Genomic DNA, 12,578 nt, shown 5'->3' on the forward strand with positions numbered 1-12,578 from the left:
TTTTACAGGCCCCGGTAATCGCTGGTTTTTGGCCGCTACGACCAGCGGCTACAATCGCTCACGTTGCGGCTGTAGCTCAGTGGATAGAGTATTGGCCTCCGAAGCCAAGGGTCGTGGGTTCGATCCCCGCCAGCCGCACCATCTTCTCTAGAATAAGCATTTACCCTAGAGAACACCCATCGCATTGACCACACACACTCTCACCTCGCTACTTGATACGCTAGATGCCGACGCGCCCCTGGCGCAGCGCCATTTGTGGCTGATTGGCCTGCTGGACTGGATCCGTGGCGACAACCGCGCGCCGGACGACGCGGTCAGCCGGGTGCAGCGGTTTCTGGGTGCAGTGGAGGCCCGGCTCGAACTGCAGGTGCGTCTGCGCACCTGGTGGAAGGTGCTGGCCGACACGGTGGACAGCACCATGGTCTTGTCCGACTACGGTTTTTCACCCCGCACGGCGTTTTTCAGCGAACTGGGTTATCGGCTGCGCTGCAAGATACTGCCCAGCACACCCGAAACCACCGACGCGGCCGAACTTTTCAGCTTGGTGCTGCCCAATACGCTGGATGCGGCCTGGCTGGCGGCGCTGGATGCGGCCACCCTGGCGCGCATCGGCGATTTGCTGTCGTCCCCTTCGCGCACCCCCGGCATCACGCTGTGGCAAGACGAGCTGCTGCAGGCCATCACCTTTTGCAGCAACCAGATCATGGCCACCGGGGTGGCATCGGAGTTGCGCCTGCGCATGAGCGCCGCCGCCCGGCACGACGAACCGTTCAACAGCCTGTCGGCCGAGGTGGATGCCCTGCGCCGGGCTTTCATTGCCACGCCGCGCGAGCTGCCCGAACTGGAGGCCGCCGCCCAGCGCCTGCGCGAGCGGCTGGAGCTGTGCCGCCAGGCGGCGGCCAGTGTGTACCCGCACCTGAACGACCACGGCATCTCGGTCAATCTGGTCTTTATGCTGCGCCAGTTGCGCGAACGCTTGCTGCGGGTGCGCGATCTGATGGACTGCTTGCTGTCGCCCACGCCCGATGCCAGCGCCAGCCGACTGGTGGTGCGCCTAGCCTATGCCGGGCAGGAGCGCCGCAGCCTGCGCGCGCTGGTGCGTGGCAACGCCTCGATGCTGGCCGCCAAGGTGACCGAGCGCAGCGCCGAAACTGGCGAGCACTACATCACCCGCGACCGCAGCGAGTACCGCGGCATGCTGGTCAAGGCCGCCGGTGGCGGTGCGGCCACGTCGCTGACCACCTTGCTGAAGTTTTTGATCGGCGCGGTGGGCCTGACGGCCTTTTGGGCGGGCATGTGGTCGGGCGTGATGTACGCCGCCAGCTTCGTGATGATCCAGCTGCTGCACTGGACGCTGGCCACCAAGCAACCGGCCATGACCGCCCCCGCCATGGCGGCCAAACTCAAAGACCTGGGCAATAGCCGGGCGATTGAAGAGTTTGTCGATGAAGTCACCCACCTGGTGCGCTCGCAGGTGGCGGCGGTGCTGGGCAATGTAGGCATGGTGACCCCCTGCGTGCTGCTGATCAGCTTTGCCATGTTCTGGGTCGGCGGCAAACACATGGTCAGCCGGGTCGAGGCCGACCATGTGTTCCAGACCCTGAGCCTGCTCAGCCCCAGCACCTTGTTGTTTGCGGCCTTTACCGGGGTGCTGCTGTTTGTAGCCAGCCTGATTGCGGGAGCGGTGGAAAACTGGTTTGTGCTGCACCAGCTGGATTCGGCCCTGCGTTACAACCCGCGTATCACCCGCGTGCTGGGTGTACCGCGCGCCGACCGCTGGGCGCGCTTCATGCGCGAGCATATTTCGGGCTTTGCGTCGAACATTTCCCTGGGTTTCATGCTTGGGTTGCTACCACCGGTGCTGGCCTTTGTGGGCCTGGGGCTGGAGGCCCGCCACGTCACCCTGTCCACTGGCCAGTTGGCGGCGGCGGCGGCGGCGTATGGCAACCTGGTGTGGAAGATGCCGGTGTTTTGGTGGTGTGTGGCGGCGATTCCGCTGATCGGCGTGCTGAACCTGACGGTCAGCTTCTTCTTGGCGCTGCAACTGGCCCTGGGGGCGCACAGCGTGACCGGGCTGGACCGCCAGCGTCTGCGTTACGCCGTGCTGCGCCGCCTGCGCCAGCACCCGTTGAGCTTTGTTTGGCCTCGCGCGCGAAAATCTGAATGAAACAGGCCGCTAGCGCAGATTCTGCCTACGCTAGTAGCTATGAATTCAGGAGTCTTCGTCGGATTCGGGCTTCAAAGCCAGTGCGGCGCTGTACAGGCCTCTGCGCGGCTGGCCGGTGATGTCGGCACAGAGTTGCACCGCGGTTTTCAGTGGCAGCTCGGCCAGCAGCAGCTTTAGCACCCGCAGGTCTTGCGTCGGGGCCTCGGTGGGCGGGGCAGGGTGCACCACCAGTACAAATTCTCCCCGCGTGCGCGACGACTGGGCGGCCAGCCAGGCTGCCAGATCCTGCGCGGCCACGGTGGCGATTTCTTCAAACTGCTTGCTGATCTCGCGCGCCACCGTCACTGGGCGTGGACCCAGGCAGGCCAGGCTGCGGGCCAGTGCCTCGATGCGGTGCGGGGCTTCCAGCAGCACCACGGCGCGCGGTTCGGCCAGCAGCGCCAGGGCAGCGTTGTCGCGCTCGGTAGCCTTGCTGGGCAAAAAGCCGATGAATACAAAACCCGTGTCTTGCACGATGCCGGCCGCACTTAGCGCCGCGGTGATGCTGCTGGCGCCGGGCAGCGGCACTACCGCAATGCCCACGGCGCGCGCGGCGGCCACCACCCGCGCGCCGGGGTCGCTGATGGCCGGGGTGCCCGCGTCGCTGGCGTAGGCGATGCGCTCGCCCTGTTGCAGCCGCCGCACCACGTTTTGTGCGGCTTCGGTTTCGTTGTGTTGGTGCACCGCCAGTAGTTGTGCGCTGGACTTGTCGATGCCGTAGGCGCGCAGTAGAGCCTGGGTGTGGCGCGTGTCCTCGCAGGCGATGGCATCTACCAAACCCAGCACGTGCAGGGCCCGCAGGCTGATGTCGCACAGATTGCCGATGGGCGTGGCTACGATGTACAGCGTGCCCGCTGGATAATGCTGCGAAGCGGCTGCCTCCTGGGCGGCTTTCAAGGCGGAAGCAAAAGAAGCGCTCAATGGATTTCCTCAAAAAAATCGGGTTGGCCGCGCCGGGCACCACCAAACAGACGGGTGATGCGGCCGAAGACCGGGCGCTGGCGCATTTGCAGGCCCAGGGCCTGCGTCTGCTGGAGCGCAATTATCGGACCCCTGGGCGCGGTGGCGGCGAAATTGACCTGGTGATGCGCGCGCCCGACGGCACGGTGGTGTTTGTGGAGGTGCGCCAGCGGGCTACGGCGGCCTTTGGCGGCGCGGCGGCCAGCATCAGTGTCACCAAGCAAAAGCGTATCGTATTTGCTGCCCGCAACTACCTGATGCGCCTGCGTACCCCGCCGCCGTGCCGGTTTGACGTGGTGCTGATCGAGTACGCAGGCATCCAGTGGCTGCAAGCCGCCTTTGATGCCAGTTAACTCAGCACACCCCCAGGCTTCAGTGCTATGCATCTTTCTCCAACCCCCTTGCAGGGGGCAACACCAGTAGCCTGGCAAAGCCAGTTCTGCGGTGTTTCTGGAGGAGGCGAAGTCACCCGTTTTCATTTACATACTGCGTTACATGGCGCGGGTATCATTCCGCACCATGATTGAACAACGCATTCAGCAACATTTCATTGACAGCGCCGACCTGAAGTACCAGTCGGCGCAGCCACTCAGCAAACCCATCGCAGCGGGCATCCAGGCCATGCTGGCGGCTGTGACCAGCGGCGGCAAAGTGCTGGCCTGCGGTAACGGCGGCTCGGCGGCCGATGCGCAGCACTTTGCGGCCGAGTTTGTGGGCCGTTTCGAGCGCGAGCGGCCTGAGCTGGGTGCAATTGCGCTTACCACCGACAGCTCCATCATCACCGCCATCGGCAACGACTACAACTTTGACGTGATCTTCGCGAAGCAGGTGCGTGCCCTGGGCCAGCCCGGCGACGTGCTGCTGGCCATCACCACCAGCGGCAATTCGGCCAACATATTGCTGGCCATCGAAGCCGCCCACGAACGTGAGATGACCGTGGTGGCCATGACCGGCAAGGGCGGCGGCAAGATGGGGGCGGCGCTGCGCGAGACCGACGTGCATATCTGTGTGCCGCATGACCGCACCGCGCGTATCCAGGAGGTCCATTTGCTGGTACTGCACTGCTTGTGCGACGGCGTAGATTCTCAGTTGCTGGGCGACATCGAGCCCTCGCTTTAATTTTTTGAAAGACTCCATGCACCGTTTTCTCCTGACCGCTGCGGCGGCTGTTGTTCTGGGCTCCAGCTTGTCTGCCTGCGTACCTTTGGTGATTGGCGGCGCGGCCATGGGGGGTGCCTTTGTGGCCACCGACCGGCGTACCTCCGGAGCCCAGTTGGAAGACGAAGGCATTGAGTTGCGCGCCAACAACCGCATCGGCCAAAGCCTGAGCGAAAACGCCCATGTCAACGTCACCAGCTACAACCGCCAGGTGTTGTTGACCGGCGAAGTGCCCACCGCTGCCGACCAGCAAAAGCTGCAAGAGCTGGTGCTGAAGGTGGAGAACGTGCGCTCTGTGGTCAACGAAGTGGGCGTGCTGGGCGCATCCTCGCTGACGCAGCGCTCGTCGGACACGCTGATTACCGGCAAGGTCAAAGCCACGCTGGTGGACGCGAAGGACGTGCAGTCCAACACCTTCAAGGTCATCACCGAACGCGGTGTGGTCTACCTGATGGGCCGCGTTTCGCTGCGCGAAGCCAATCGCGCTACCGATCTGGCCCGCAGCATCAGCGGCGTGCAAAAAGTGGTGCGGGTGTTTGACATCTTGACCGAAGAAGAGCTGCAAGGCCTGAGCCCCAAGGCGGCACCCGTCAGCACGGCGGCCCCGGTCAATTAAAAACACCAGTCTACTAAACAACAACGCCCGCCAAGGCATCCGAGATGCCTTGGCGGGCGTTGTTGTTTGGATGGTGCTTACTTGAGTCTTTTGATCAAGCTGGAGGTGTCCCAGCGCTGGCCGCCCATCTTCTGCACGTCGGCATAAAACTGGTCCACCAGGGCGGTAACGGGCAGGCGTGCACCGTTGCGCTTGGCCTCGTCCAGCACCAGGCCCAGGTCTTTGCGCATCCAGTCCACTGCGAAGCCGAATTCAAACTGGTCGGCCACCATGGTTTTGCCGCGGTTGTCCATTTGCCAGCTTTGGGCTGCGCCCTTGCCAATGACTTCCAGCACCTGCACCATGTCCAGGCCCGCATGCTGGCCAAAGGCCACGGCCTCGCTCAGACCCTGCACCAGGCCAGCGATACAAATCTGGTTCACCATCTTGGCCAACTGGCCCGCGCCACTATCGCCCACCCGGGTGCAGGCACGCGAAAACGCCATAGCCGTAGGGGCGATGGCATCAAAAGCTGCGGGGTCGCCGCCGCACATCACCGTCAACAAGCCGTTCTGGGCACCTGCCTGGCCGCCAGACACCGGCGCGTCGATGAAGCGCAGGCCCAGGGTGCGGGCAGCACCGTCGAGTTCGCGCGCCACTTCGGCCGAGGCGGTGGTGTGGTCCACAAAAATCGCGCCCGGCTCCATGCCCGCAAAAGCCCCGTCGGCCCCCAGCGTGACGGATCGCAGATCCGCATCGTTGCCCACGCAGCAAAAAACGATGTCCGCCCCCTGCGCAGCCAGGCGCGGAGTTTCAGCATGTTTTGGGGCTCTAGCGCTGGCGTACTCTTCACAGAATGCTATTGATTTAGTAGTGGTTCGGTTATAGACAATCACCGAGTGCCCTGCCAGCGCCAAGTGCGCCGCCATCGGATACCCCATGACCCCCAAGCCCAGAAAGGCGACTTTTTTGGAAGGAACTGAAGCGTAGGTTTTAGGATTGGTACTAGGCATATAAATCAATGGATGGAACTAAAAGGACAGAACTTACCCCTTCCAGAAACACCGCAGAACTGGCTTTGCCAGGCTGCGGTGTTGCCCCCCGCAAGGAGGTTGGCCAAAGACGCGAAGCGCTGCAGCCTGGGGGGAGCCTAAACGATCGCGAAATGCTCGGTGCCAGCAGCTAAATCTTGTGTTTTAGCGCGCTTGCTGTTGAGCTTGATCTGCAATCGCAGGTCGTTGAGCGAATCGGCGTGGCGCAGGGCATCTTCGTAACTGATGAGCTGGCTCTCGTAGGCATCAAACAGGGCCTGGTCAAAGGTCTGCATGCCCAGGTTGCGGCTCTTCTTCATGATCTCTTTGATCTCGGTGACCTCGCCCTTGAAAATCAGGTCGGAGATCAGCGGGGTATTGAGCAAAATCTCGACCGCAGCTGTGCGGCCCTTGCCGTCCTGCCGGGGAATCAGCCGCTGCGACACCACGGCACGCAGGTTCAGCGATAAATCCATCAGCAACTGGGCCCGGCGCTCTTCGGGGAAGAAGTTCAGGATGCGGTCCAGCGCCTGGTTGGCGTTGTTGGCGTGCAGCGTGGCCAGGCACAGGTGGCCGGTTTCGGCGAAGGCCACGGCGTGTTCCATGGTGGTGCGGTCGCGGATTTCGCCCATCAGGATGACATCGGGGGCTTGGCGCAGCGAATTCTTCAGGGCGACGTCCCAGCTGTCGGTGTCCAGGCCCACTTCGCGCTGGGTGACGACGCAGTTTTTATGCGCGTGCACAAACTCCACCGGGTCTTCGATGGTGATGATGTGGCCATACGAGTTTTCGTTGCGCCAATCGACCATAGATGCCAGGGTGGTGGATTTGCCGCAACCGGTGCCGCCCACCATGATGCACAGGCCGCGCTTGGTCATGGCCACGTCTTTCAGGATCTGCGGCATGCCCAGGCTGTCCACCGTGGGGATGCTGATCGGGATCACCCGCAGCACCATGCCCACTTTGCCCTGCTGCACGAAGGCGTTGACACGGAAACGACCAATGCCTGCTGGCGAGATCGCAAAATTGCATTCCTTGGTGCGCTCAAACTCGGCGGCCTGCTTGTCGTTCATCACCGAGCGGGCTAGGGCCAGCGTGTGGGCGGCGGTGAGCGGCTGGGGCGAGACTTTGGTGACCTTGCCATCGACCTTGATGCCGGGCGGAAATTCAGAAGTGATAAAAAGGTCACTGCCATTGCGGCTGACCATGAGCTTCAAGAGGTCGTTGATGAACTTGCTGGCTTGGTCGCGTTCCATCGTGTGTGCCCTCAGTTTGGACGGTCGCTGAACCGCGCGCTGATGGCGCGCAGCCGCAGCGAGAGTTTGCGCGCCAGCAGAGCAATCAGACAGGCGGCCAACCGGGGGTCGGAATTCATCATGTCGTCCATCGACTCAGCGCTGAGCGCGGCGATTTCGCAGTCGTCCAGCGTAGTGCAGGCCGAAAAGCGGATGCCGCTGTCGAGTAAGGACATTTCACCCAAGATGTCGCCTGGCTTGGTTTCGGCCAGCCGCAGGTGCTCGCCCCAGGGCTGCAGCCGGTCTACCGCGATCGTGCCTTTGAGCAGAACCACCATGAAGTTGCCGTACTCGCCTTGGCGGATGATGTCGCGCCCGCCGGGCACCAGGGCAAACTGGAAGAAGCGTTCCATGCGCTCGATGGAGGCTGGGTCGAGCTGCTCCATGTTCTTGTCTTTGCCCCACAGGGCCTGCAGAGTGCGCATGCTGCTGGCAGTGGGCAGGCGCTTGGCACCCACTTCGATGGCCCGCGCTTCCCATGGCACCAGCATCGAGGGGTCGATGTTTTGGCCATTGAACGCAGTGGTGAACAGCACAGAGTCTGGCGGAGCCGCCTCGGGTTTGGGCTCCGACTTGTGGAGTAAAAACTCCAGAATACCCTTCATGGGGTGCTCCAATCGTGGTGGGTCAGGTGCATCTGGAGAGTCATCCCGGAAAGTTTTCCGGAATTTTGGCTTTGCCACGGGCTTCGGCCGGGCTGATGATGTTGCGGCGTACCAAATCGGTCAGGTTTTGGTCGAGTGTTTGCATGCCCACGCTGTTGCCGGTCTGGATGGTGGAGTACATCTGCGCCACCTTGGCTTCGCGGATCAAGTTACGGATCGCACTGGTGCCCAGCATGATCTCGTGTGCTGCCACGCGGCCCTGGCCGTCCTTGGTTTTGCACAGGGTTTGCGATATGACGGCTTGCAACGATTCCGACAGCATGGCGCGGACCATTTCTTTTTCTTCGGCCGGGAAAACATCAATGATCCGGTCTATGGTTTTGGCCGCACTGGAGGTGTGCAGGGTGCCAAACACCAGATGCCCGGTTTCGGCCGCCGTCATGGCCAGGCGGATGGTTTCCAGGTCGCGCATTTCGCCGACCAGAATGGCGTCCGGATCTTCGCGCAGGGCCGAGCGCAGGGCTGCGGCAAAGCTCAGCGTGTGCGGGCCGACTTCGCGCTGGTTGATCAGGCATTTTTTGGATTCGTGGACAAACTCAATCGGATCTTCCACCGTCAGCACGTGGCCGTATTCGGTCTCATTGAGGTGGTTCACCATGGCGGCTAGCGTGGTGGACTTGCCCGAACCAGTAGGGCCGGTCACCAGCACCATGCCACGGGGCTTGAGGGCCAGATCGCCAAAAATCTTGGGCGCGTTGAGCTGCGCCAGCGTGAGAATCTTGGATGGAATGGTCCGCAACACGGCACCGGCACCCCGGGCGTGGTTGAAGGCATTCACACGGAACCGCGCCAGGCCTTCAATTTCGAACGAGAAATCGACCTCTAAAAACTCTTCGTACTGTTTACGCTGGCTGTCGCTCATGATGTCGTAGACCATGGCGTGGACGGTTTTGTGGTCCAGCGGATCGACGTTGATGCGGCGTACATCGCCGTGCACCCGGATCATGGGTGGCAAGCCGGCCGACAGGTGCAAGTCCGAGGCTTTGTTTTTTACGCTGAATGCAAGCAGTTGGGTGATGTCCACGGAGCCCCTTGATGTTTGGTACGCTGTAGGTTTGATTATGACTACGATTAGTAACAATCTCCAAGGCGTTCGTGAGCGCATCGTTACAGCTTGTACGCGCGCATTGCGGCCAAACCACAGCGTGGGCCTGCTGGCTGTTTCCAAAACCTGGGGGCCAGAGGCGGTGCGTGAGGCTTTTGCGGCAGGGCAGACCCGTTTCGGCGAAAACTACATCCAGGAAGCCGTGGAAAAAATCGCCGCTTTGCAGGATTTACCGCTCGAATGGCACTGTATCGGCCCCATCCAAAGCAATAAAACCGCCTTAGTCGCTGCGCATTTTGACTGGGTGCACAGCATCGACAGGCTCAAAATTGCCCAGCGCTTGAACGACCAGCGTCCGGTCGACCTGCCGCCGCTACAGGTGTGCCTGCAAATCAATGTGGACGGCGGTGTGACCAAATCCGGTGTACCGCCTGCGCAGGCATTGGCGCTGGCGACCCAGGTTGCCGCAATGCCACGCTTGTGTTTGCGGGGGCTGATGGTTATTCCGGAGCCTGCGGCAGACTACGCCGGGCAGTTGGCTGTGTTCGCGCAGGCTAAGGCCTTGTTTGATAGCGTTGCCGAAGCGATTCAACCAGCAGCTTCGCATTTCGATACTTTGTCTATGGGCATGACGGCCGACTTGGAGGCCGCTGTGGCGGCTGGCAGCAGCATGGTGCGCGTGGGTACGGCTATTTTTGGCGTGCGGTAACCCGGCCCGTATGGGGCCTGTCAGCTTACTGCGCGGGAACGATCACCGCGACCCGGCGGTTTTGTAGGCGTCCCGCAGGGGTATCGTTGGCCACCACTGGCCGGTCTTTGCCCCAGCCGCGGACCTCCATGCCGTCTATCGGTAAGCCTTGGGATGCCAGAGCCCGTGCGACGGCCTCTGCCCGGCGCAACGACAGAGTTTGGTTGAACGTTGCAGAACCGACATTGTCGGTATGCCCCTCTACCCGCAGATGGTCGATACCCAGCCGTGCCAAGGCACTGCCGATGCTGGTGGTCACGGCTTGGCTTTCGGCATCCATGGCATCCGATGCAGTATCAAACAGTATCTTGCCCGAAATAGGGTACTCCCAGCCCTCTTCGGTACGGACAAAGCCCAGGCGCACCAGCTCTGCCGTGCGTTGAGCGGCCGGATCTAAGGCCGGTGCGGGAGGCGCAGATTGGCATGCCCCCAACACGGCCAGGGTGAAAATGGCGGCCGACCCGAGCAGGTGGCGGCGTATCTTGGAGTCAATGCGAGGCAGCGTTTTCAGTTGGGTGTACGGTGGCATTACAGAACTTCTCGGTTGTCGACCGGATGCTGGGAGTCAGCCCCGTCCTGTTGGTCGGTTTGTACATTAAATATGTGGCGTTGGCCGCGCTGTTGGCTCTTGACCCGGTACATGGCCCGGTCGGCGGCACGCAGCAGTTGCTCGGCAGTTTGCCCGTGTATGGGGTAGATCGCAATGCCAATGCTCAGCGACGGCACGATGTGGTCTTGTGGCCGGGTATCCAGTGGTACGGCCATGCTGGCGATGATTTTGTCGGCAATCCGCGCGGCATCTTCCACGTTGTGCAAAGGGGCCAGCAGGATGGCAAATTCATCGCCTCCGAGGCGGGCCACCACATCGTTTTCACGCACCTGCGCCCGCACCCGGTCGGCCACTTCGACCAGCAAGGCATCTCCCACAGCATGGCCATAACGGTCGTTAATTGACTTGAAGTGGTCGTTATCCAAATACAAGACTGCCAAACTACCGCCGGTGGTCTGGATGTCTTGCAGCACCCGGGTAAGGCGGCGGCGAAAGTATGCGCGGTTGGGCAGGCCGGTCAGGCTGTCGTGGTTGGCCAGGTGCGACAGCGATTTATTTTCCTGGTGCAGTTGGGTCTGGTAGACCTCAATCTCCATTAGCAAGGCGTTGAAATCTTCACCCAATTGGTGGAATTCCGTGATGCTGGATGCCGGGGCACGGGCCGAGGTGGCGCGGTCAAACCGGGCTGCGTAGGTCACTGCCGTCAGGGCGAGCACTGGCTGAAGAATATCGCGCTGGATGCGTCGCGACAGCTGTCGTACTGCTATTGCCCCCAATGCTAAGCACACCAACATGCCTGTCAGGCCCATAAAGATAAAGCCCACAAAGCCAGCCCCGTCGCCCCGCAGGCGCACCTCGGCGATGCGCTGTCCTTGGTACATCACCGGCGCGATAGTGGGCTGGGGCAAGAGCAAGGCTACGATGCGGTCGCCTACGGCATCAAGCAGGCTGTCGGTCGGTCGGATGTACTGTCCCAGCAGAGTGCCGTGGGCATCCACAATCTTGGCGCTGGCCAGAGATTCCTGGCGTGCAATCAGCCCAAGCGATTCCTGGATGGCAATCGTGTCCCTAAACACGACAGCGGCTTCCGTTGTGTAGGCAATTGAGCGAGCCACGAGTTGCAGATTGTGGTCTGCAGCGCTGCGCAAGGCGACCAAGGCGGCTAGCGTCAACGCGAACCCTACCGCCACCATCACGATGGTGGCAACGCGGAAATGGGCATGTTGTAGGGTGGCGAGCAGGCTCACGCGACCTGCCGCTAGCGTGGTGGGGCGGGTGTGCTGGTTCATGGGTGCGCCTTCGCAGCACGCCGCCCAAGCCGCAGGACCTGCGGATTCACCCGCACGCCGCTGCGGGCAACTGCATCTAAATTAATTTCAAACTGCACACTATTTTGGTCATTGGCATCTAAGCACACCATAGCACCCGCTGCACATGGTGAAATGCGTTCACTGACGGTGAGCACCGGATATCCCACGACGTTGGAAAAAATACGGCGTGAAGCGGATTCATCCAACGTGCCTATATACAAGGCATCACATTGGGTAGCTATAGGTGCATCGTTGTCGAGCGCCAGTGCACGGACGACGATAGGCCGTTGGGCCAAGGCTGCCAACCCGTTCTTCAGCAGGTGCTCGGTATGCAGGCTGCGCCCTGCAATACACAAGCGCAGCGGCATGGATTCGTTGGGCCAGCGTGCATAACTCAATATGCCCAGCAGTGTTTCTGGCACACCGAGCCGCTCCACCGCCACCGGGGGCTGCTGCGCCATTGCCGAGTTGGTCAATATGCAGAGTGCACCACCCCATAGTGCGCGCAGCATGGCCGATAAAGGTGCTGTGCACTTCATGGCAGGCGCAGGCGGGTTGAGTTTTTAACCTCTTCCATCACCGCATAGGTACGGGTTTCACGCACGCCGGGCAACTGCCATAGCACCGTACCCGCAAATTCCCGGTAGGCCAGCATATCGGCCATGCGGGTTTTCAGAAGGTAGTCAAAGCCACCGGCCACCATATGGCACTCCATGATCTCAGGGCGGACCTGCACAGCGGCCTTGAATGCATCAAACACATTGGGCGTGGTGCGGTCCAGCAGTACCTCCACAAACACCATCATTGATGCACCCAACTGCAGCGGATTCAAACGCGCCTCGTAACCCAGGATGTAGTTGTCTTTGGTCAGGCGCTGCACCCGCGCCAGCACCGCCGTGGGCGATAACGCCACCTTCTCCGCCAGTTTGAGGTTGGAAATGCGGCCATCCTCCTGCAAAAATCCCAGGATCTTCAGGTCGATGCGGTCCAGGTCGGGGAAAGGCGTTGTCACCAA

At 61.5% G+C, this 12,578-nt stretch carries 14 protein-coding genes and 1 tRNA gene; 6 read left to right on the forward strand and 9 right to left on the reverse strand.

Translation table 11 applies throughout. From position 1 onward, the window contains the following. Nucleotides 1–65: 65 nt before the first annotated feature. Together Q0T48_RS14165 and Q0T48_RS14170 are read left to right on the forward strand one after the other, a co-directional pair. A tRNA-Arg gene (locus Q0T48_RS14165) sits at nucleotides 66–141 on the forward strand. 43 nt (nucleotides 142–184) lie between these two features. Further along, nucleotides 185–2,167: a recombinase gene (locus Q0T48_RS14170; RefSeq protein WP_295957285.1), complete on the forward strand. Its 1,983-nt coding sequence runs from the start codon at nucleotides 185–187 to the stop codon at nucleotides 2,165–2,167. Between the two features lie 45 nt (nucleotides 2,168–2,212). Here Q0T48_RS14170 and rsmI read toward each other — a convergent pair whose 3' ends face one another. Further along, complete coding sequence (gene rsmI, locus Q0T48_RS14175; protein ID WP_295957287.1) at nucleotides 2,213–3,127, reverse strand: 16S rRNA (cytidine(1402)-2'-O)-methyltransferase; 915 nt, start codon at nucleotides 3,125–3,127, stop codon at nucleotides 2,213–2,215. Between rsmI and Q0T48_RS14180 the strand changes: the two genes are divergently transcribed. From Q0T48_RS14180 to Q0T48_RS14190, 3 genes are all read left to right on the forward strand, one after another. Continuing rightward, complete coding sequence (locus tag Q0T48_RS14180; protein ID WP_295957289.1) at nucleotides 3,127–3,519, forward strand: YraN family protein; 393 nt, start codon at nucleotides 3,127–3,129, stop codon at nucleotides 3,517–3,519. The genes rsmI and Q0T48_RS14180 overlap by 1 nt on opposite strands. A 166-nt stretch (nucleotides 3,520–3,685) precedes the next feature. Then, nucleotides 3,686–4,285, forward strand: coding sequence for a phosphoheptose isomerase (locus Q0T48_RS14185; RefSeq protein ID WP_295957291.1), 600 nt, complete (start codon nucleotides 3,686–3,688; stop codon nucleotides 4,283–4,285). A 16-nt stretch (nucleotides 4,286–4,301) separates the two neighbouring features. After that, entirely contained in the window at nucleotides 4,302–4,940 is a 639-nt protein-coding gene (locus Q0T48_RS14190; protein WP_295957294.1) for a BON domain-containing protein, read from the forward strand. Nucleotides 4,941–5,017: 77 nt separating this feature from the next. On the opposite strand, the gene Q0T48_RS14195 is transcribed toward Q0T48_RS14190, so the two are convergent. From Q0T48_RS14195 to Q0T48_RS14210, 4 genes are all read right to left on the reverse strand, one after another. Further along, the gene (locus Q0T48_RS14195; RefSeq protein WP_295957295.1) at nucleotides 5,018–5,932 is read right to left on the reverse strand and encodes an NAD(P)-dependent oxidoreductase; all 915 of its coding nucleotides are present in this window, start codon (nucleotides 5,930–5,932) and stop codon (nucleotides 5,018–5,020) included. A 137-nt stretch (nucleotides 5,933–6,069) separates the two neighbouring features. After that, the gene (locus Q0T48_RS14200; protein WP_295957297.1) at nucleotides 6,070–7,206 is read right to left on the reverse strand and encodes a PilT/PilU family type 4a pilus ATPase; all 1,137 of its coding nucleotides are present in this window, start codon (nucleotides 7,204–7,206) and stop codon (nucleotides 6,070–6,072) included. An 11-nt stretch (nucleotides 7,207–7,217) separates the two neighbouring features. After that, nucleotides 7,218–7,850 carry a cyclic nucleotide-binding domain-containing protein gene (locus tag Q0T48_RS14205; protein ID WP_295957299.1) on the reverse strand — a complete coding sequence of 211 codons (633 nt, stop codon included), beginning with the start codon at nucleotides 7,848–7,850 and terminating at the stop codon, nucleotides 7,218–7,220. A gap of 40 nt (nucleotides 7,851–7,890) precedes the next feature. Further along, a complete protein-coding gene (locus tag Q0T48_RS14210; RefSeq protein WP_295957300.1) occupies nucleotides 7,891–8,934 on the reverse strand; it encodes a type IV pilus twitching motility protein PilT in 1,044 nt (347 codons plus the stop codon). A gap of 37 nt (nucleotides 8,935–8,971) precedes the next feature. On the opposite strand from Q0T48_RS14210, the gene Q0T48_RS14215 reads away from it, so the two are divergent. Further along, nucleotides 8,972–9,664, forward strand: coding sequence for a YggS family pyridoxal phosphate-dependent enzyme (locus Q0T48_RS14215; RefSeq protein WP_295957407.1), 693 nt, complete (start codon nucleotides 8,972–8,974; stop codon nucleotides 9,662–9,664). A gap of 25 nt (nucleotides 9,665–9,689) precedes the next feature. Here the strand turns inward: Q0T48_RS14215 and Q0T48_RS14220 are convergent, their stop codons facing one another. Genes Q0T48_RS14220 through Q0T48_RS14235 form a run of 4 tightly spaced genes read right to left on the reverse strand, consistent with a single transcriptional unit; the run spans nucleotide 9,690 to nucleotide 12,575 of the window. Then, complete coding sequence (locus Q0T48_RS14220; RefSeq protein WP_295957302.1) at nucleotides 9,690–10,232, reverse strand: OmpA family protein; 543 nt, start codon at nucleotides 10,230–10,232, stop codon at nucleotides 9,690–9,692. Continuing rightward, nucleotides 10,232–11,542, reverse strand: a complete 1,311-nt coding sequence (locus Q0T48_RS14225) for a diguanylate cyclase (protein WP_295957304.1) — start codon at nucleotides 11,540–11,542, stop codon at nucleotides 10,232–10,234. Before Q0T48_RS14225 ends, Q0T48_RS14220 begins: the two co-directional genes overlap by 1 nt. Continuing rightward, nucleotides 11,539–12,102, reverse strand: a complete 564-nt coding sequence (locus Q0T48_RS14230; RefSeq protein WP_295957306.1) for a YfiR family protein — start codon at nucleotides 12,100–12,102, stop codon at nucleotides 11,539–11,541. The genes Q0T48_RS14225 and Q0T48_RS14230 overlap by 4 nt, the downstream gene beginning before the upstream one ends. Further along, the gene (locus Q0T48_RS14235) at nucleotides 12,099–12,575 is read right to left on the reverse strand and encodes an Lrp/AsnC ligand binding domain-containing protein (RefSeq protein WP_295957308.1); all 477 of its coding nucleotides are present in this window, start codon (nucleotides 12,573–12,575) and stop codon (nucleotides 12,099–12,101) included. The genes Q0T48_RS14230 and Q0T48_RS14235 overlap by 4 nt, the downstream gene beginning before the upstream one ends. Nucleotides 12,576–12,578 lie beyond the last annotated feature (3 nt).

Origin of the sequence: Rhodoferax sp. (assembly GCF_025354435.1) — a bacterium.
GTDB lineage: Bacteria > Pseudomonadota > Gammaproteobacteria > Burkholderiales > Burkholderiaceae_C > Rhodoferax_B.